This is a genomic window from Methylobacillus draconifructus (assembly GCF_045984355.1).
GTDB lineage: Bacteria > Pseudomonadota > Gammaproteobacteria > Burkholderiales > Methylophilaceae > Methylobacillus > Methylobacillus flagellatus_A.
The window spans coordinates 91963-109158 of the sequence record NZ_JBJQII010000002.1; the positions used below are offsets into that span (position 1 = coordinate 91963).

General features: G+C 55.9%; 21 protein-coding genes. 17 read left to right on the forward strand and 4 right to left on the reverse strand.

Translation table 11 applies throughout. The annotated features are described in order from the left end of the window. Window positions 1–276 precede the first annotated feature (276 nt). The 3 genes from ACJSDX_RS04240 (at window position 277) to ACJSDX_RS04250 (ending at window position 3066) form a co-directional block, all read left to right on the forward strand. Window positions 277–1374, forward strand: a complete 1098-nt coding sequence (locus ACJSDX_RS04240) for an aromatic ring-hydroxylating oxygenase subunit alpha (RefSeq protein WP_407993639.1) — start codon at window positions 277–279, stop codon at window positions 1372–1374. Between the two features lie 67 nt (window positions 1375–1441). After that, window positions 1442–2317: a DMT family transporter gene (locus tag ACJSDX_RS04245; RefSeq protein ID WP_407993640.1), complete on the forward strand. Its 876-nt coding sequence runs from the start codon at window positions 1442–1444 to the stop codon at window positions 2315–2317. A gap of 38 nt (window positions 2318–2355) precedes the next feature. Further along, window positions 2356–3066, forward strand: a complete 711-nt coding sequence (locus ACJSDX_RS04250; protein ID WP_407993641.1) for a hypothetical protein — start codon at window positions 2356–2358, stop codon at window positions 3064–3066. 4 nt (window positions 3067–3070) lie between these two features. On the opposite strand, the gene ACJSDX_RS04255 is transcribed toward ACJSDX_RS04250, so the two are convergent. The 3 genes from ACJSDX_RS04255 to ACJSDX_RS04265 are packed head-to-tail and all read right to left on the reverse strand — an operon-like array spanning window position 3071 to window position 6413. Next, entirely contained in the window at window positions 3071–3712 is a 642-nt protein-coding gene (locus tag ACJSDX_RS04255) for a response regulator (protein WP_407993642.1), read from the reverse strand. Next, the gene (locus ACJSDX_RS04260) at window positions 3709–5427 is read right to left on the reverse strand and encodes a PAS domain S-box protein (protein ID WP_407993643.1); all 1719 of its coding nucleotides are present in this window, start codon (window positions 5425–5427) and stop codon (window positions 3709–3711) included. The genes ACJSDX_RS04255 and ACJSDX_RS04260 overlap by 4 nt, the downstream gene beginning before the upstream one ends. Beyond that, the gene (locus ACJSDX_RS04265) at window positions 5424–6413 is read right to left on the reverse strand and encodes an integron integrase (protein ID WP_407993644.1); all 990 of its coding nucleotides are present in this window, start codon (window positions 6411–6413) and stop codon (window positions 5424–5426) included. Before ACJSDX_RS04265 ends, ACJSDX_RS04260 begins: the two co-directional genes overlap by 4 nt. 147 nt (window positions 6414–6560) lie before the next feature. Between ACJSDX_RS04265 and ACJSDX_RS04270 the strand changes: the two genes are divergently transcribed. From ACJSDX_RS04270 to ACJSDX_RS04320, 11 genes are all read left to right on the forward strand, one after another. After that, complete coding sequence (locus tag ACJSDX_RS04270; protein ID WP_407993645.1) at window positions 6561–6839, forward strand: hypothetical protein; 279 nt, start codon at window positions 6561–6563, stop codon at window positions 6837–6839. An 81-nt stretch (window positions 6840–6920) separates the two neighbouring features. Continuing rightward, on the forward strand, window positions 6921–7172 hold the full coding sequence (locus ACJSDX_RS04275) for a hypothetical protein (RefSeq protein ID WP_407993646.1): 252 nt from the start codon (window positions 6921–6923) through the stop codon (window positions 7170–7172). 738 nt (window positions 7173–7910) lie between these two features. Next, entirely contained in the window at window positions 7911–8570 is a 660-nt protein-coding gene (locus ACJSDX_RS04280; RefSeq protein ID WP_407993647.1) for a hypothetical protein, read from the forward strand. 98 nt (window positions 8571–8668) lie between these two features. After that, complete coding sequence (locus ACJSDX_RS04285) at window positions 8669–8884, forward strand: DUF4287 domain-containing protein (RefSeq protein ID WP_309565539.1); 216 nt, start codon at window positions 8669–8671, stop codon at window positions 8882–8884. Window positions 8885–8949: 65 nt separating this feature from the next. Continuing rightward, window positions 8950–9132, forward strand: a complete 183-nt coding sequence (locus ACJSDX_RS04290; RefSeq protein ID WP_407993648.1) for a hypothetical protein — start codon at window positions 8950–8952, stop codon at window positions 9130–9132. 46 nt (window positions 9133–9178) lie between these two features. Beyond that, complete coding sequence (locus tag ACJSDX_RS04295) at window positions 9179–9367, forward strand: hypothetical protein (protein WP_407993649.1); 189 nt, start codon at window positions 9179–9181, stop codon at window positions 9365–9367. Then, the gene (locus tag ACJSDX_RS04300; protein WP_407993650.1) at window positions 9364–9981 is read left to right on the forward strand and encodes a DUF2238 domain-containing protein; all 618 of its coding nucleotides are present in this window, start codon (window positions 9364–9366) and stop codon (window positions 9979–9981) included. Before ACJSDX_RS04295 ends, ACJSDX_RS04300 begins: the two co-directional genes overlap by 4 nt. A gap of 9 nt (window positions 9982–9990) precedes the next feature. Beyond that, entirely contained in the window at window positions 9991–10491 is a 501-nt protein-coding gene (locus ACJSDX_RS04305) for a hypothetical protein (protein WP_407993651.1), read from the forward strand. Between the two features lie 53 nt (window positions 10492–10544). Continuing rightward, window positions 10545–11228, forward strand: coding sequence for a hypothetical protein (locus ACJSDX_RS04310; RefSeq protein ID WP_407993652.1), 684 nt, complete (start codon window positions 10545–10547; stop codon window positions 11226–11228). A gap of 109 nt (window positions 11229–11337) precedes the next feature. Then, window positions 11338–11940 carry a M15 family metallopeptidase gene (locus ACJSDX_RS04315; protein WP_407993653.1) on the forward strand — a complete coding sequence of 201 codons (603 nt, stop codon included), beginning with the start codon at window positions 11338–11340 and terminating at the stop codon, window positions 11938–11940. A gap of 10 nt (window positions 11941–11950) precedes the next feature. Next, the gene (locus tag ACJSDX_RS04320; protein ID WP_407993654.1) at window positions 11951–12559 is read left to right on the forward strand and encodes a hypothetical protein; all 609 of its coding nucleotides are present in this window, start codon (window positions 11951–11953) and stop codon (window positions 12557–12559) included. Between the two features lie 19 nt (window positions 12560–12578). Here the strand turns inward: ACJSDX_RS04320 and ACJSDX_RS04325 are convergent, their stop codons facing one another. Next, window positions 12579–14444, reverse strand: coding sequence for a PQQ-dependent dehydrogenase, methanol/ethanol family (locus ACJSDX_RS04325; RefSeq protein ID WP_407994003.1), 1866 nt, complete (start codon window positions 14442–14444; stop codon window positions 12579–12581). A gap of 248 nt (window positions 14445–14692) precedes the next feature. Here ACJSDX_RS04325 and ACJSDX_RS04330 point away from each other — a divergent pair, with 248 nt between their 5' ends. The 3 genes from ACJSDX_RS04330 to ACJSDX_RS04340 all read left to right on the forward strand — a co-directional run bounded on the left by ACJSDX_RS04330 (window position 14693) and on the right by ACJSDX_RS04340 (window position 17054). Continuing rightward, window positions 14693–15376 (forward strand): PEP-CTERM sorting domain-containing protein, encoded by a 684-nt coding sequence (locus tag ACJSDX_RS04330; protein ID WP_407993655.1) that lies wholly within the window; start codon window positions 14693–14695, stop codon window positions 15374–15376. Window positions 15377–15588: 212 nt separating this feature from the next. Further along, on the forward strand, window positions 15589–16173 hold the full coding sequence (locus ACJSDX_RS04335) for a tetratricopeptide repeat protein (RefSeq protein WP_407993656.1): 585 nt from the start codon (window positions 15589–15591) through the stop codon (window positions 16171–16173). 44 nt (window positions 16174–16217) lie between these two features. After that, on the forward strand, window positions 16218–17054 hold the full coding sequence (locus ACJSDX_RS04340; protein WP_407993657.1) for a hypothetical protein: 837 nt from the start codon (window positions 16218–16220) through the stop codon (window positions 17052–17054). Window positions 17055–17196 lie beyond the last annotated feature (142 nt).

Here is a 17196-nt window from a genome sequence, read left to right on the forward strand (position 1 = left end):
ATTCTACAAATGGAAACCCGGCCAAAACCTGCCACTACGCCGGACTTTGCCAAACTTTTAAGCTATTTAAACATTTTGCTTCAAGGGCTCGAGAGTAGCGCAAATCCCGGATTTAGGCAAGAATTAGGCAAGAGGATTTATGCATTAAACCACAGGCAGTGATGCAAACCGGGTTTCAAAATCCTTGGGTTTAAGGCAGAATCTAATGTTCGCTCGAATTCAAGATATTTACTCACAACCCTGCATTATATGGTGTCGCTAGCCACAGTTACCAAGATGCCCGATCAGGGCCATGATGCGCAATCCGGCACCCAGTTGCCGGTTTCCTGGTACACGGACCCTGCCGTTTACGCCCTTGAACAGCAGCATCTGTTCGCCCACTCGCCCCATTACATCGGGCACGAGCTCATGGTTCCCGAAGTCGGCAACTACCACGCCCTATCATGGATGAACAATGCCAAGGCGCTGGTCCGCAACGAAAACGGCATCGAGCTGATCAGCAATGTCTGCCGCCACCGGCAGGCACTCATGCTCAAGGGCAGCGGCAAGACCAAGAACATCATCTGCCCCTTGCACCGCTGGACCTACGATACCCGCGGCCAGCTGCTGGGCGCGCCCCACTTCAAGGAAAACCCCTGCCTCAACCTCAATAAATCTTCGCTGAAGAACTGGCAAGGCCTGCTTTTCGACAGCAAGCGCGATATTGCGCAGGATTTGCAAAAATTAGGTTGCAAACAGGACTTCGACTTCACCGGCTATATGCTCAACCGCGTGATGGTGGATGAATACAAATTCAACTGGAAAACCTTCATCGAGGTCTACCTGGAAGACTACCATGTCGGCCCTTTCCATCCCGGCCTCGGCCACTTCGTCGATTGCGAGGACCTCAACTGGGAGTTCGGCGACTGGTACAGCGTGCAGACAGTGGGCGTGCACAAGGCCCTACAAAAATCCGGCTCCTTGATATACGACAACTGGCACAATGAAGTGCTGCGCTACAACAAGCAGCAGCCGCCCAAGTATGGCGCGATCTGGATGGTGTACTACCCATTCCTCATGATCGAGTGGTACCCGAACACGCTGGTGGTCTCCAACATCATTCCGCGCGGACCGGACGCCTGCACCAATGTAGTCGAGTTCTATTACCCCGAGGATATCGCCCTGTTCGAGGAAGAATTCATCGCAGCGCAACAGGCGGCGTATACCGAGACCGCCGTGGAAGACATGGAAATCTGCCAGCGCATGCATGACGGCCGCCATGCGCTGGCCGCCCAAGGCATCGATGAGCGCGGCCCCTACCAGCACCCGATGGAAACCGGCATGCAGCACTTCCATGCTTGGCTGCACAAGCAACTGGACCCGCACCTGAAATAACCATCTCCAGGCAAGCATATTGCCTGCTTAATATTTGGGCCTGCACGCCAGGCCGGAAAGACGAACCTTGAACCTGCCCAGACTCGGCAGCCTGTGGATGCTGGTTGCCGCCTTCTTTTTTGCCATCATGGGCGTTCTGGTCAAGCTGGGGGCGGCAAAATTCAGCAGCGCGGAACTGGTGTTCTACCGCTCGCTCTTCGGCCTGCTGTTCATCATCTTCGTCGCGCGCTACCGTCGCGTTTCGCTCAAGACCCGGCTCGTCAACACGCACATGAAGCGCGCGATTCTCGGCTTCGCCTCGCTGATCTGCTTTTTCTTCGCCATCAGCGAATTGCCGCTCGCCACCGCCATCACGCTCAATTACACCTCGCCCTTGTTCCTGGCGATGGCCCTGCCGTTCATGCTGCACGAAAAACCGCGCAAGATCCTGCTGCTTGCCGTAGTGCTTGGCTTCGTCGGCGTCGCCTTGTTGCTCAAGCCCAGCCTGCACATGGATGAGCTGATCGCGGGCGCCATCGGCCTGCTCTCGGGCGCGATGGCGGGGATCGTATACGTCCATGTTACTCAGCTTGGCCGTGCAGGCGAGCCGGACTGGCGCACGGTGTTTTACTTCACCCTGGTCTGCACCATAGGCGGCGGTTTATGGATGCTGTTCTATCGTTTCACGCCGCTGGACTGGCCGGACCTGCCGCTGCTGCTGGGGCTGGGCGTATCGGCCACCATCGCCCAGCTTGCCCTGACACGCGCCTACCGTACCGGCAGCCCGCTCGTGGTCGGCAGCCTAGCCTATACCACAGTAGTACTGGCCAGCCTGTTTGGCATCCTGATCTGGAACGAGACACTGTCCTCGGACCGCTGGCTCGCTGTCGGCCTGATCATCCTCAGCGGCATCATCAGCGTATGCGCGACGCCCAAACCGAATAAAGACACCCAAGCCAAATAAAGGTTAAACTTTAGCCCGATGCGTCCGTAGAAGATGAAATGAACCCCTCGCCTTCCCGCCATATTGCCGGCATTGCATGCAACGCGCTGCTAAGCTTGATGCTGGCAGGCTGCATGGGCGGGCCCATCGCGCAGCAAGTGGCCTCATCCCTGCTGATGCGCGCTGCGGACCAGGCGACTTCCAATGCCTACGACGCATATTTGCTGAAAGACCCCTCCACTTCCTCTCCCGGTAACGAATCCAACATGACAGCTGCCATTCCCGGCCATGGCGGCGCCAGCCACGCAGTTTCAAAGACGCCGCAACTGGACGAATACTGGAGTGCATTCCTCAATGCAGGCTTTACCGAGATCAAGCCTTTTGCAGAACCCTTGCCTGAGCATGCAACCGGCACATCAAAAAACGAGGGCCAGGCCATGACTGCGAGCGACCTCGTTGTGGTCGAGGTCTGGAGCATGCTGGTGGGAGAAGAGAAAGCCGCCGTCCTGGAACAAGCCAGGCTGCGCGGCAACGATATATCGCATCTACAAGATTTTGCCCAATGGCAGATGGCGGTAGGCGCGTCCATCGCCTCGCCGCAATCGCCAATCACCTTCCTGGTGCCTCCCGAACTTGGCCGCATCAGCAGCGGCCAGGAGTTGCTGGTGGAGATATCCGGGCAGAACGACCTGAACATTGCGCGCTACCTCATGCAGCCGCAACGCGCCTTCAAGCAGGCCTCGGGCCACCCTGCTGTCAACCAGCGCTGAATCCTCAAGGGTCGATCAAGCCGGACCGCATCGCGATCAGGGCGATCTCGGCCGAATTATTGGCATTGAGCTTCTGCTTGATATTGTAGAGATGCGTGCCGACAGTACGCGGCGACAGGGATAAGGTGTCGGCGATTTCGTTGGTGGTCTTGCCCTTGGCCAAGGCCATGAACACCTCGAACTCGCGGTCGGAGAGGATATCCACGGGATTCTGCTGCCCTGAAATCTGCTGGATCGCCATCTGCTGGGCCACATTGGCCTCAAGATACATCTTGCCGCCCGCCACCGTATGGATCGCCTTGATCAGCTCCTCGGCCGCGCTGCGCTTGGTCAAGTAGCCCATCGCGCCCGCATTCAGCACGCGCTTGGGATGCACGGAATCCTCATGCGCGGACAGCACCAGGACGCGCGCATGCTCATCCTTGGCCCGGATGCGGTCTATCGCCTCCAGCCCGCCTATGCCAGGCATGGTGATATCCATCACCACCACGTCCGGCTGATGTTCCTGGTACAGTTTGATGGCCTGCTCGCCGCTCTCCGCTTCGGCAATCACCTGGATCGCCTGGTCCGACTCAAGCAGCAGCTTGAACCCCATGCGCACCACGGCATGGTCATCCACCAGCATCACCTTGATTGCTGCACTCATGACACTACTCTCTCCGGAATCGTCACCGATATGGCGGAACCCTGGCCCGGCAGGGAATCAATGCTGAAACTGCCATACAGGGCCTGAGTGCGCTCCCGCATCCCCAGCAGTCCGAAATGGCGGCTTTGGTCCACATTGCACATATTCATGCCGATGCCATTGTCCTTGATCAAAAGTGTGAGAGTACCATTTTCATGGCGCGAAAGGCTGATATCGATACGGTCGGCCTGCGCATGGCGCAAGGCATTGGTGACGGATTCCTGCACGATGCGATAGAGGTTGATGTTCAAGCTTTCCCCCAGCAGGTCCAGCTTGCCGTGCAACTGCAGATTGAATTTCACGTTCGGGTTCTGCGCCTGCCAATCGGCGACGGCATCGCGCAAGGCTTCAGACAAACCGAGGTTGTCCAGCGAGCCGGGGCGCAGATGGCGGATGATGTTATGCATGCCGTCGTAAATGTGGTTGGCTGCCGAGACGATGGTTTGCGCGCTGCTTTCTATGCTCGGCATATCCTGCCTGGTCTTGTTCGCGATCGCCACGGCAAAGGTCTTGATCGCGGTGACGTACTGCCCGAGCTCGTCGTGCAGCTCGCGTGCCAGGCTGCGGCGCTCGTCCTCGATATGGCGCTGGATCAGGTGCGTCAACTGGCGGTTTTCCTCCAGCTTGCGCGCAGTTTCCTCCGCCAGCTTGCGCTCGGTGATGTCGCGCATGCTGCAAATCTCGCCGATCACCTCCCCGGTTTTCGGGTCCATCAACGGCGCGGCGGAAAGCGATACATCGAGCAACTTGCCGTCGCGCGCCACCCGCTGCGTATCGTAATGCTCCACCAGGCCGTTCGCCAACATGTTCGCCATGTTGCGCTCCAGCTCGCTCTCGTGGTTAGGCGGCATCAGCAGTTCGGCAGACCTGCCGATGATGTCGACCGGCGCATAGCCGAACATGCGTTGCGCTGCGGGGTTCCAGAACGAAATATTGCCGTTGAGGTCATGAATCATGATCGCATCCGCGCTCTGCTGCACGATCAGCGCGAGACGGCGGTTTTCCTCGGTGCGCTCGCGCAACGACTCGCCCATTAGGTTGAAATTCTGCGCAATGCGTGAAAATTCAGGCACCTTGAACCTGGGCAGCCTAACGTCCAGGTTGCCCTGCTCCACCGCGGAAATTGCCTTGAGGATATCGTTGGCGGGCCTGAGCCAGCGCCCCAGCATCCAGTAAATCAAGGCGTTGAGCACGAAGAAGAACCCGGTCTCGATCCAGAGCAGGTTCTGGAACGAAGCCCAGGATTCGCGGATCGCCCCTGCCGCATCGGACGCCACCACCAGCATGCCGAAACGGATGCGGCGCGACACCACCTCCGGCTCGGGTTCCACCATGCGGGCGAACCAGCGCGGCGGGGTTTCATTGGCGCGATAAGTGGATGGCGGCGACTGGTACATCAGCTCGCCCTGCGCGTTGTAGAGGAAAATCTCGCTGCTGCGCACGTGCCCCAGTGATTGCAGAAAGGTATGCATCACGTCATGCGTATAGCCCCACTCCGGGTTCTGCCGCGAATTGATGATGACGGTATCGAGCAACTGCACCGTCACCCGCGTCGCCGCCTCCACGCTCTCCTCCGTGGAAATGCGCATGCCCTTGATCACCACATAGCCCACCGCCACCATCAGCATCAGCAGCAGAGTGGTAATGAGGAGATTGAATCTGACACGCAAGCTCATAGTAAATTATCCAATGGACTGCTCACCCCGCGCGCGCCCTTGTTCAATACATGGGTATACATCATTGTTGTCGAAACATCGCTGTGACCCAACAGTTCCTGCACAGTACGGATATCGTAACCACTCTCAAGCAAATGAGTGGCGAAACTATGGCGAAACGTATGCGGTGTCGCATGCTTGGCGATACCGGCATCCACCACAGCCTGTCTAACCGCACGCTGAATCGCCTGGTCCCGCACGTGGTGGCGCCTTGCTTGCCCTGCCTCACCATCCCGCGGATCAGTCGATAACCGCGCAGAAGGAAACACATATTGCCATCCCCATTCCCGGTTTGCATTCGGATACTTGCGTTGCAATGCATAAGGCAGATATACCGCACCATGTCCTGCCGACAAATCCTGCTCGTGCAATACCTTCACCTGCTTCAAATGCTCCCGCAAAGGTTTCACCAATATCTGTGGCAACATCGTCACCCGGTCTTTAAATCCCTTGCCGTCCCGAATCAGAATCTCGCCACGGGCAAAATCCACGTCCTTCACTCGCAAGCGCAACACCTCCAAAATCCGCATCCCCGTGCCATACAACAAACTGACAACCAGATGATGGGTCCCGCTCAAGCGCGCCAATATCTGCTGAACCTCCTCAACCGCCAGTACAACCGGCAATCGCCTGGGCGCTTTTGCACGCTCCACCTTATCCAGCCATGTCAACTTGATCTGCAGCACCTCTTTATACAAAAACAACAATGCACTTTTCGCCTGATTCTGCGTTGAGGCAGATACCTTGCCCTCAACTGCAAGGTAAGTTAAAAACTGCTCAACCTCGGCAGCACCCAGTTCCCTCGGGTGCCGCTTGCCAAAATGCAAAATGTACCGTTTAATCCAGTCAACATAAGCCTGCTCGGTGCGGATGCTGTAATGCTTGAGGCGGATTTTCCCCCGTACTTGATCGAGCAGTTTTGGTGATGAGTTATTTGACGGATGCATTTTTAAAATTTAGGCCGCACTAAAAAAATACTAACTTAATGATTACACTATACATTAAATTAAATATCATCAACCCAAAAACCCATTTGACGGAAAATAAAGCGTCAAATAGGATGGCTACTTTACGTTAGGTGCGCAAGGAGAGTTATGTCGATCTTCGAAACCTTCGAACACAATGGCAAGACCTACGAAATCCGCAGTGCTCAAGACGGAGGCTTAATTCGCGTCCGCGCATTTCTTGATGGAAAGCCCGCCAACGGCTACGAATACACGGTAGAACTGATCAGTGTTATTGATGCCAAGATGGCCGAATTCCCTGTAGATCTCATGGGTCAGTTGGCAACTACAGCGGCCAATGATGTTCGTCAGGGGTATTGGGAACAATACGTCGCAGCCGTCCAAGAGCATGATAGGCAGCGCACCTAACAATTCATTCAAGCCGACGCCACTTCGTGGCGCAGCTTAATTCAGACGTTAGCAGTTCAAATAAAAACTAGGGAGCAAACGATGAATCAAAAACCAACCTCAAGAATCATCAACATGATAATTTGGCTTTGGATATGGTTAAGCAGTGTGATGTTGCCAGTTACAACAAATACAGAAGATTTTTGGTCAGCTAAAATTGCTCAGCTATTTACAATAAATCCAAACATTCAAGATATTCCTAGGCTAATTGGCAATGCAATATTGCCCCTTATTTTATGGTTCATCATAGACCGCGTTCTAAAGCGTAAAAATCTAAAGGCTAATAATCAATAAATGCTAACCCATCATTCAAGCGGGACGCCTAACGGCGCCCCTTAATTCAAAAGTTAGGCACCATGCCCAAGCTTCTGATGACCGTCGAAGATATGTTCCAGATTACTGGCCATGGGCTGGTCGTGGTTCCAGGCCCGCTAGCCGAAGACTTTCTTGGGCCTGCTAAACCGCACGTTGAGCTTCGCAGACCTGACGGTTCGCAGATACATGCGCAACTGCTCATCCAGTATCACTTTCAGACGCCTCCACCCAAAGAACATCGTTGGGCATGCGTGTTCACCACCTTGTCTGCGCAGGATGTTCCTGTCGGCACTGAGATCTGGCTAAGTGGTGCCTAACAATTCATTCAAGCCGACGCCGCTTCGCGGCGCGGCTTAATTCAGGCGTTGTAGATAGCTCATTCAATTATTGTCACTAAGACCCAGACGATTGTGTCGACTCGTTCCGTTGACTGCAATTAACAAACTGCCAACCGCAAACGTTGGCCGTAAACTAAACTGCTTAGCTACGGGTGGAATGCAAGCTGAGTTACCCATTTTGGTTCGCCAGTTTGAAGATGTATTGCAAACAGTCCAGGCGATAGCGTTGCCCTTCTGCTCCGCTAAAGTTGTTTGGCAGGCTCTGGACTGCTTGCCGTATCGCAGTTTGCCGGTTAAGTTTAATTTGCGCGTTGATGCCGCTGTTCATGTCAGCAGTGCGGGGAATACGCGGTTCTATGCCATATGCGATAGGTGATGTATGCGAAACTTGCTTGATTTTAGTTCTGGCTCGGCAATTCTGACGACATTGCTGATCCTGGTGCTGATGTCTGTGATAATGGTCGGCATCCGCCTTATTTTCATGCAGACCTTTCAGCGCCGGCGCGAGCGTGAAAACCGCCAAATCAACGAACGATTAAAGGTACTTATCTCAGCCTACAAAGTGCTGGGCGGTTCCTTTACTGGTGAGCTGGCGGTTGATCCTGCGCATTTACGCGATTTGCGGCAGTCTGTTGATGCCGCAGATGATTTGAGCGCCATTGCCACAGCTTCCGAGCGCCGCAGGCGTATCCGCGATGCCGTTGAAACGGCACTGTCGGATGTTATTTTACTGGGCACGGAAGAGCAGGTCCGGCTGGCAACGCAGGCTGCCAACGATATGGTAGCGGGGAAAAGTATCGAAACCGCCGCACTGGTGGTCTCATTGCGTAATTTCATTCGTCAGTCCCTGGATTTAACGCCAATTCCAGCCGATATCACAGTCCCCAGCCAAGGGCCGGTACGCGTTGCTACAGGCGCTAACAGTAGTAAACGAAGCGGCGGGCCTGGCGGTAGTAAAGGCGGCGGCAGCAATGACGGCGGCGGTACTTCCGGCGGTATTGCACTGACTGGTGGCAGCCAGGTAAGCGACACACCCTGAATCAATACTTTTCATGCTGGAAAGTGTGATCACAATATTAAAAACTGGCGGTCGATATAACCAACAGGAGATTCGGCTCCTGAATCATGGAGAGACACATGGCACCTGACAACATACCTAAAGGCCCGGCTTCTTACTTCCCATCCATTGAGAAAACCTATGGGAAGCCCGTCACTCACTGGTTCAAGCTTCTCGACTCTCTCAAGGACAAGAAGCACATGGAGCAAGTCGCCTTTCTCAAGGAACAGCATAAGATCGGGCACGGTCATGCAAATGCACTTGTGGCATTCCATCGGTCTCAACATGAAGCCTAAGCACTCATTCAAGCCGATGCCACTTTCGTGGCGCGGCTTCACACGCGGGCATTAGAGACTCAGAAATGACACCAACGAAATCCTGCCCCGTAGTTCTGCGCAATGGCGGGGAGATAGAAGACAGCCCTAGAGTTGCTGAACTATTCAAAAACGCCAATATGGACGGCACGTTCGTGTTCCACGACGTCATCGACGGCAAACGGATTGAACTGGGCAAGGCAAGCTTCAAGGCGCTGGGTATCCTGTGAGCAAGTTGCCGACTTGATGGAAATCCAATCATGGCATGACCGGGTTTTGCAGCTTGTGTTTAAGGCCTATAATCCCGCCATGCCGAACAAATACAAAGACATCTTCAACCTCAGTCTCGCAACCATCCTGGGGACAATTACCGGCCTGACGCTGGACAACCTATTGCTGGGCGCCGTGGTGGGCATTGCCCTCGGGATTGTGTTTTCCTTATTCAACAAGCCTGACCAAGATTGAGCCATATACGACTTCATTGGCTGCAGCTTGGCAGCCTGCTCCTGCTTGCAGCCTTGGCGGCCTCCGGCATTCGTCCCTACGATCGGCTCACCTGGCTAATGGAAGTGCTGCCCGTACTGATCGTGCTGCCTTTATTGTGGGCAAGCTACCGCCGCTATCCGCTGACCATGCTGCTCTACGGCTTGATCTTCCTGCACGCATTGGTGTTGGTCATGGGCGGCGCCTACAGCTATGCGCGCGTTCCGCTGGGTTTCGAGATGGCGCAATGGCTGGGCCTGGAACGCAACCCTTATGACAAGATCGGGCATTTCATGCAGGGCTTCGTGCCTGCGATTGCCGTGCGGGAAATCCTGCTGCGCGGCGCTTATGTGCGCGGAAAAAAGATGCTGATATTCCTGGTGTTAAGCGTCGTGCTTGCGATCAGCGCCGCCTATGAGCTGATCGAATGGGCCGCGGCGTTGATCATGGGACAAGGTGCGGACGAGTTCCTCGGCACGCAAGGCGATGAATGGGATACGCAATCCGATATGGCGTTTGCGCTATTGGGCGGAGCTTTTGCCCTGTTGCTGCTGTCCCGGTTGCATGACCGCGCCCTGGCGCGGCTGGGAAAGTAGGCTGGCCTCATGATACAAAGACTAAGGTGGATGGTCGCCATATGCTGCCTCGTTGCCAGCCAAGCCTGGGCGGCCACGCCCAAGGCGCTTACGGCACAGGTCGAGCGCCTGGCAGCCTTGCTCAGCGACGGGTTTGCCGTCGGCTACCCGGGGGCCACGCAAACGCAGGTATTGTCCAGGCATGGCCAGGAAACCACGACATTGGCGGTGTTCACGGTGGAGGGGTTCGGCGGCGGCAATAATTTCCGCCAGTATCTCGCGGCTTTCAGCAGCGACGAGGCGGCAGACAAGCCCTATTACAGCCTGCTCGACGTCATTCCGATTGGCGCCGGCGGCTGGCGCAGCATTGTCGGCCTGCAAGCAAAGGTGACAGGCCGGGCCAAGCAAGGCGGCGTGCTGTTCACCATGCCGATTATGGAAAACCTCTCCGATGATGCGGTCAACTTCCCCAGCAAGAAAGCCAGCATCCGCCTGCTGCTGGAAAACGGCCGGCTGAGGGAGTTGAAATAGCCAGGCAATCGGGCGATGATGCATGCTAGATCGTAGAAGGAAACCCAACCGGCATGCCCCTCACCGACCAGCAGAAAATCGACCTCTTCGACCGCATTTGGCAGGAATACGTCACGACCCACGGCCTGGGCGGCATGGCAAAAAACGACTTTGACGCCTTACTGCTATGGGAATATGCCCAGGCAGTGCAGACCGCCGACACATTCCGCCTCAGCTCCGTGTTCCGCATCCGCGAATCCCGCGCCAAGAGCCTGCTGGAAAGCGCCGCGATCAAGTTCGGCCAGTTGACGGAGGCCGAGGCCTGGTCGCAATTGCTCGATGCGCTGGCAAGCGTGGACTACCATGTGGAAAGCGTGGAAAAAGGCCAGATGCGCTTTCACCTGAAAACGCCATTGCTGTTCCGCCATCTGCAAAACCAGGCGCGGCTGGCGGATGACAGCCTGAGCTTCAACGCGGCATCGGAATATGTGATTGGCAACCTCGCCACGCTCTACCGCATCCTGGACCATTGCTGGGAAGAACAGGCTTTTGGCCCGGAATGGCAGGGACAACCGCTGGAGCAAGCGCGCGAAAAAATCCGCGCGATTATCGGCAACATCGGCCGCCACATTGCAGAAAACCACCTGGAAGAACTGAAATCACAGAAGAAATCACGGCTGCCCGCCATACTGGAATACGGCAGCAAGCTCAGCGGCATTGGCGGATTCGTCAAAGCGCTGCTGAGCACGTCCTCCTGAACATGGCAGATTGCACCCCATCGACCTGCATTGCCAGCACCATTTAAAGATATACCCATATCTTCATTTCTGCCCTATGATGTGAAGCAAAGACATCAGGGAGCGCATCATGACGATGGACGAGATGATCAAGTCAGTGCAGAAGGCGCTTGGCGTGCAGGCAGATGGCAAGGCAGGCCCGGAAACCTGGGGAGCGATTTATCGTCAATTGGTGACACGAGAACCCCTCACTGCGCCTCCGGTCCCCGATATCGCCGACCCGCAAAGCGAAAAGCACATCGCCACCTTATTACCCGAAGTCAAACCGCTGACTCGCGCCTTGGTTGAAAAGGCCGCCAATGCGGGTATCCGCATCCGTATCATCAGCGGACTGCGCACCTATGCGGAACAGGATGCGCTTTATGCCCAGGGCCGGACTTCGGCCGGCAATATCGTCACCAATGCGCGCGGCGGCTATTCCAATCACAATTTCGGTATCGCATTCGACATCGGCGTGTTCGAAGGCAACCGCTACTTGGGAGACTCCCCAAAATACAAGGCCGTAGGTGTACTCGGCGAGGAACTGGGGTTGGAATGGGGCGGCAACTGGAAGACCATCGTCGACCAGCCGCATTTCCAGCTCAGGCCCGTATGGGCCTTGAACCTTCCCGAACGCCAGATGCTGGCTGAATTCAGGCAGCGCTTGTCTGCCGGCACTGCAGTCTTCGCCTAGGAGCTTAGCAATGAATGAAAACAAGACAGGCAGCTGGTGGCAAACCATCCCCGGGATACTGACGACGATTGCCGGCATCGTCACGGCATTGACAGGCCTGGTGGTGGCATTGCAGCAAACTGGATGGTTTGGCAAGCCGGAGCCGGCAGCGACATTACAAGTCCCGCCCTCACCCACTGCGAGCCAGCGGGCGGAAAGGGCGCAACCTGCGTCTTCCCGCCCGGTGCCGGTAACAGCAGATGCTGCGAATATCCAGCTTCCCGATGGCAACAGCGTGCAGATGGATAGCGGCACCGGCTATCAGTTCCGCTACATTGTTCTTTCCGCGACGGCCACGCCTGAACCGTCCAATCAACAGCGCCTTCGGCTCAATATCCGCGCCTGGACCAGCGCGTCCGGCGGACTGAATTTCTGGAGCGATTCATTTCGGCTGATCATCGGCGACATGCGCATCAAGCCCAGCAACATGCTCAATGAACTGGTGGCGCGGGATGAAACCAAGGATGCGCTGATCGACTTCGTCATCGATGGCGATATTCGTGCCGCCACTCTCGCCATCACTGTCGGTGGCCTGGACTTTTCCGATAACCAGCGCGAACTTGAGCTCGCGTGGCAATAGCGTATGGCGCGCCGATAAGCTATAGCGCGAATACGTTCAGCGCACCGCTCCCTGGGGCGGCATTGTAGCGGCCGAGCTCCCGGAACGCACCCGCAGTGCCCGCCCCATCGCTATCGCCGCTCAAGCCCTGATTGAGCGCAACCCCGGCCCAGCCGCCGATGCCTGAGAAAACCGCGACGTATTGCTTACCGCGATGCTGGTAGGTCATGGGGTTGCCCACGATGCCCGAGCCGACCTGGAAGCGCCATAACTCCTTGCCATTGCGTGCATCCAAGGCCTTGAACCATCGGTCCAGCGTGCCATAGAACACCAGTTGCCCGGCGGTTGCCAACGCCCCGCTCCACACCGCGAATTTTTCGCGGTTATACCAAGCCGGCTTAGCCTTGCGCGCATCCCAGGCCATGAAGGCGCCCATGTCGCCGTCCGGTCCCGGCTGCATGGTCAGGCTCGCGCCGGCCCACGGCTGGCCGGCGACATACTTGGCCTCCACGGCCTCGTAAGTCATGCACAGGTGGTTCATCGGCACATAAAACCAGCCGTTTTTCGGGGAATATGCCGCAGGCTGAATATTCTTGACCCCGATCGCGGACGGGCAGATTGCCGCGGTTTCCTGGTCCTCATGCGTGGAGTAACGGCCATCCTTGAGCGGTATCCCGGTCTGCAGGTCGATGCTGGCCGCCCAGTTGACGAAGGGATGCATTTTCTCCGCCGACAGCAATTTTCCGCTCCGGCGGTCCAGGGTATAGGCAAAGCCGTTGCGGTCGAAATGCGTCGCCAGTTTTTGCCCGCCGCGATCCCAGAGGATCAGTTCGTTGACGCTGTCGTAATCCCATTCGTCATGGGGCGTCAGTTGGTAGCCCCACCTCGCCATGCCAGTATCCAGGTCGCGTGCAAAGAGCGTCATGGCCCATTTATTGTCCCCGGGCCGGATATCCGGGTTCCATACCGAGGGATTGCCCGTGCCGTAGTAGACCAGGTTGAGCTTGGGATCATAGGAAAACCATCCCCAGACCGGCCCCCCGCCATGTTGCCAGCCATTGGCGGCCGCCTGCGGCTTGAGCCAGGTTTTGACCCCCAGATCAGTCTCGGGAAACTTCAGTTTTTCCCTTGGCAAAGCGCGGAACGAGCCGCCCTCCCTGTTGCCGCCGGCTATGTCCTCGTAGGCTGAGAGCGCATTGTAATGCGGGTTCTCGGCATTGAAGTCCGGCCCGATCAACACGTCGCTATCCGGCCCGGTGCTGTAGGCTTTCCATTGCAATTGGCCGTCCTGCAACGCGTAGGCCGCAAGAAAGCAACGCACGCCGAACTCGCCGCCGCTGCAACCCGTCAGCACCTTGTCCCTGAAGACATAAGGCGCATTGGTATTGGTGGCGCCGATTTTGGGGTCGTTCACCCGCGCTTCCCATACCTTGTGGCCGTCGCGGCCATCCAGTGCCAACAACAGGCCGTCGTTCTGCTGCAGTAATATCTTGCCGTCGCCATACGCCAAGCCACGGCTCACATTGTCGCAGCAGAGGATGGCCTCGATATCGCTGGATTGCTTGGGGAAATAGGCCCAGAGAATCTTCCGGTCATGATCCAGATCCAGCGCATAGACATTATTGGGAAACGCCGTATGCACATACATCACGTTCCCCACCACCAAGGGTGCCCCTTCGTGCCCGCGTTGCACACCGGTGGAAAAGCTCCATGCCAGCTTCAGGCGCGAAACATTGTGGCGATTGATCTGGCCGAGGCGGCTATAGCCCTGGTTGTAGTAATCCTTGCGCGGGCTTGCCCATTGGCGGTCGTCATCCATGAGCGTTTGCAGCGTATCTGCCGCAAATGCCGAAGCAGTGGGAACAAGGCACAGGGAAAGGCTAACGAGAGAAGAGAATATACGCATCACGAACCCAACGTTCTACAAGGCTTGAGGATGACAGGGAAAAGGAAAAACCTCTGTATCGATCAACCAAAGGTAAATTGTGTTGACATATTATTAAAAATAAACATAATACAAATCATTCTTATTTGTATACCAGATAGGAACTCGCCGGCCCAGCTTGTGCTCATTGCAAGACAGCTAGCGAAGATATCCGGATTTTCATTGGGAAAATCCGGTTGATAATTCTCAACACTAAGGAAACTAACAAAATGAACATGACATCTGTTCGCACCGTCGTCGGTGCAAGCCTGCTCGCAGTGGCAACCCTGGCTCAAGCGAATGCAACCTTCGATAGCTTTGTAGATGTGGACGGCTCCGTATCCTTTGACGGCTGGAACCAGCTCAACCGTAACCGCCTGGATGCTGACGGCAATGCCGATCCATTGACCACAGACCAGTTGGTTGCCGGTACCCTGGGCAATGTCGCCGGTTCCGGCGACGCCGTACTCACCCGCACTTCCGGCAGCCACTACCCTGCTGGCGCCGGCCTTTATGGCGGTCCATCCACCTTCACTTTCACCGACACGACCGTGGACAGCAGCGCTACCTCTCTAGTGTTCCAAGGCATCCTCAACGACTTTAGCTCCCAAATGGGCGGTGGCGATATCAGCTTTACATTAAGCTATAACGGCGGCGACCAGAACATTGCCGGTACATTGGTAAGCTTCGTCGATACCCAATGGGCTGCCGACTACTACCAATACAGCTGGGACCTCTCCAGCCTTGGCGAAACCGTGACTTCCTACACCATCAATTTCGGCATCGGCTACTCCCAACTCCTGGCTTTCCAGGTTGACCAAGTTGCCGCCGTGCCTGAACCATCCAGCTACGCGATGCTCATGCTGGGTCTGGGTGCTGTAGGTTTCGCAGCACGCCGCCGCAAGCAAGCCTAATCGGCTACTCAAGCGCTACTGCAGCATATGCAGTAGCGCTTTTCTCTCCTCTCCTAAAAATCTTGGGATAATCACCTCGACAGTGAGGTGAAAATCTAGACTTGCTCCCATTCGATCTACCGCTATAGAATCAATATAAGTTCATGCTTAATTATTGGGAAATAAGCATGTCATGAGTGCGTTGATTTAAAAAAAGAATAACTCAAACACCAATGAAAAATTTTCTTATATTTCTGACTATATTAGTCAACCTGTCCGCTTGCGCGTCCAACCCGAACAAGCAAACTGTCCGTATCTGCGATGAGCAAGGCTGTTCAGACCGTCCGCGCAGCGAATCCACCTTCATCCCTGAATCCTCCATCTCGCCAGAAGAAAAGCAGAAGATCGAGCAACTCACCGCGCTGGCAGAGAAAGACCCGCGCGCAGCTTTTGATCTTGGATTGCGGTATTTCCGTGGCGATGGCATCATCCGCAACTCATATCAAGCACTGACCTGGATGCGCCATGCCGCAGAGCGTGGCGACGTCGATGCCCAGCTGGCAGTCGGCCGCTTCTACCTGATGGGCCTGGAAGAGATGGGCTCAGACCCTGCCGAGGCTGAATCCTGGCTGAGTATGGCCGCAGGCAAGGGCAACCAGGAAGCGCAAACGTTGCTGAAACAAGCACAGGAAGCCAAGAAAAATGAAGTGGAATACCGCAGGTGGCTGAATCTTTACCGGCCTTACTGGTACGGATATTGGCATAGCGGCTATACCTACCGCAGCTATTGGCGCGGATCTTCCTGGTATTTTTATTGATACGCCAACAATTACCTCAACCCCCAACCTTAGCGAGAATGAGCATGTTCAAGAAAAAACTTAACCTGGCAATGGTGTTGCTGCCATTGACACTGGCTGGCTGCGTCAGCACCGATGGCCCCGGCCTGGGCGGTATGCTGTCCACTGGTTCATCGCCGACTGCAGCTTCCGGCGCAGCGGCTGGCAGCACCAGTGCCGACGCAAACTCCAACCTGGAGCGCTGCAAGTCTCCCCTTGGCACGATTGCCATGGATGACGGCCGCGACAAGGAATGGTTTAGCACTTTCGGTTCCGCCACCAAGGTCACCAGCATCGAGCCCTTGTTGCGCTTGGCGGTGCAGCAGTCGAACTGCTTCGTGATCACCGCTATCGGCAACAGCCGCACTGACGGCCGCATCTCCGCCATCACCGACAAGCAACGCAACTCCGGCGAATTCCGTGCTGGATCCAACCAGCAAAAAGGCCAGCGCGTAGCTGCCGACTACTTCCTTGAACCAGCGATCATCATCGACAACGACTCCACCGGTAAAATCGCAGGCGCCTTGGGCAGTCTGATCGGCAACGGCATAGGCACATTGGCTGGCTCCCTGGAATCCAAGGTATCTGTCGTGACATTGTCTTTATACGATATCCGTTCTTCCGTGCAAATCGGCATTGCGGAAGGCAATGCCACCGCCACTAATTATGGTGCCGCGCTCGGCGCCTTTGGCGGCGGCGCAGCAGGCAGCCTCGGCGGCTTCTCCCGCACGCCCGAAGGCAAGGCGACTGTCGCCGCATTCGTGGATGCCTACAACAAAATGGTAGTTTCACTGCGCCACTACAAGGCACAGGAAGTTGAAGGCGGCCTGGGCACAGGCGGCAAATTGAAGGTCGGCAAGTAAGCCATTTGCCAATCACACCCAGGGAGAATGCCGATCGGCATTCTCCTTTTTCATTTCCATCCCCATCTTCCAGAATGCATCTTTAGTAACTTCAGCTAAGGGCAGGCACGACATCACTTCGGGTTAAACTAATGTTTTCCCT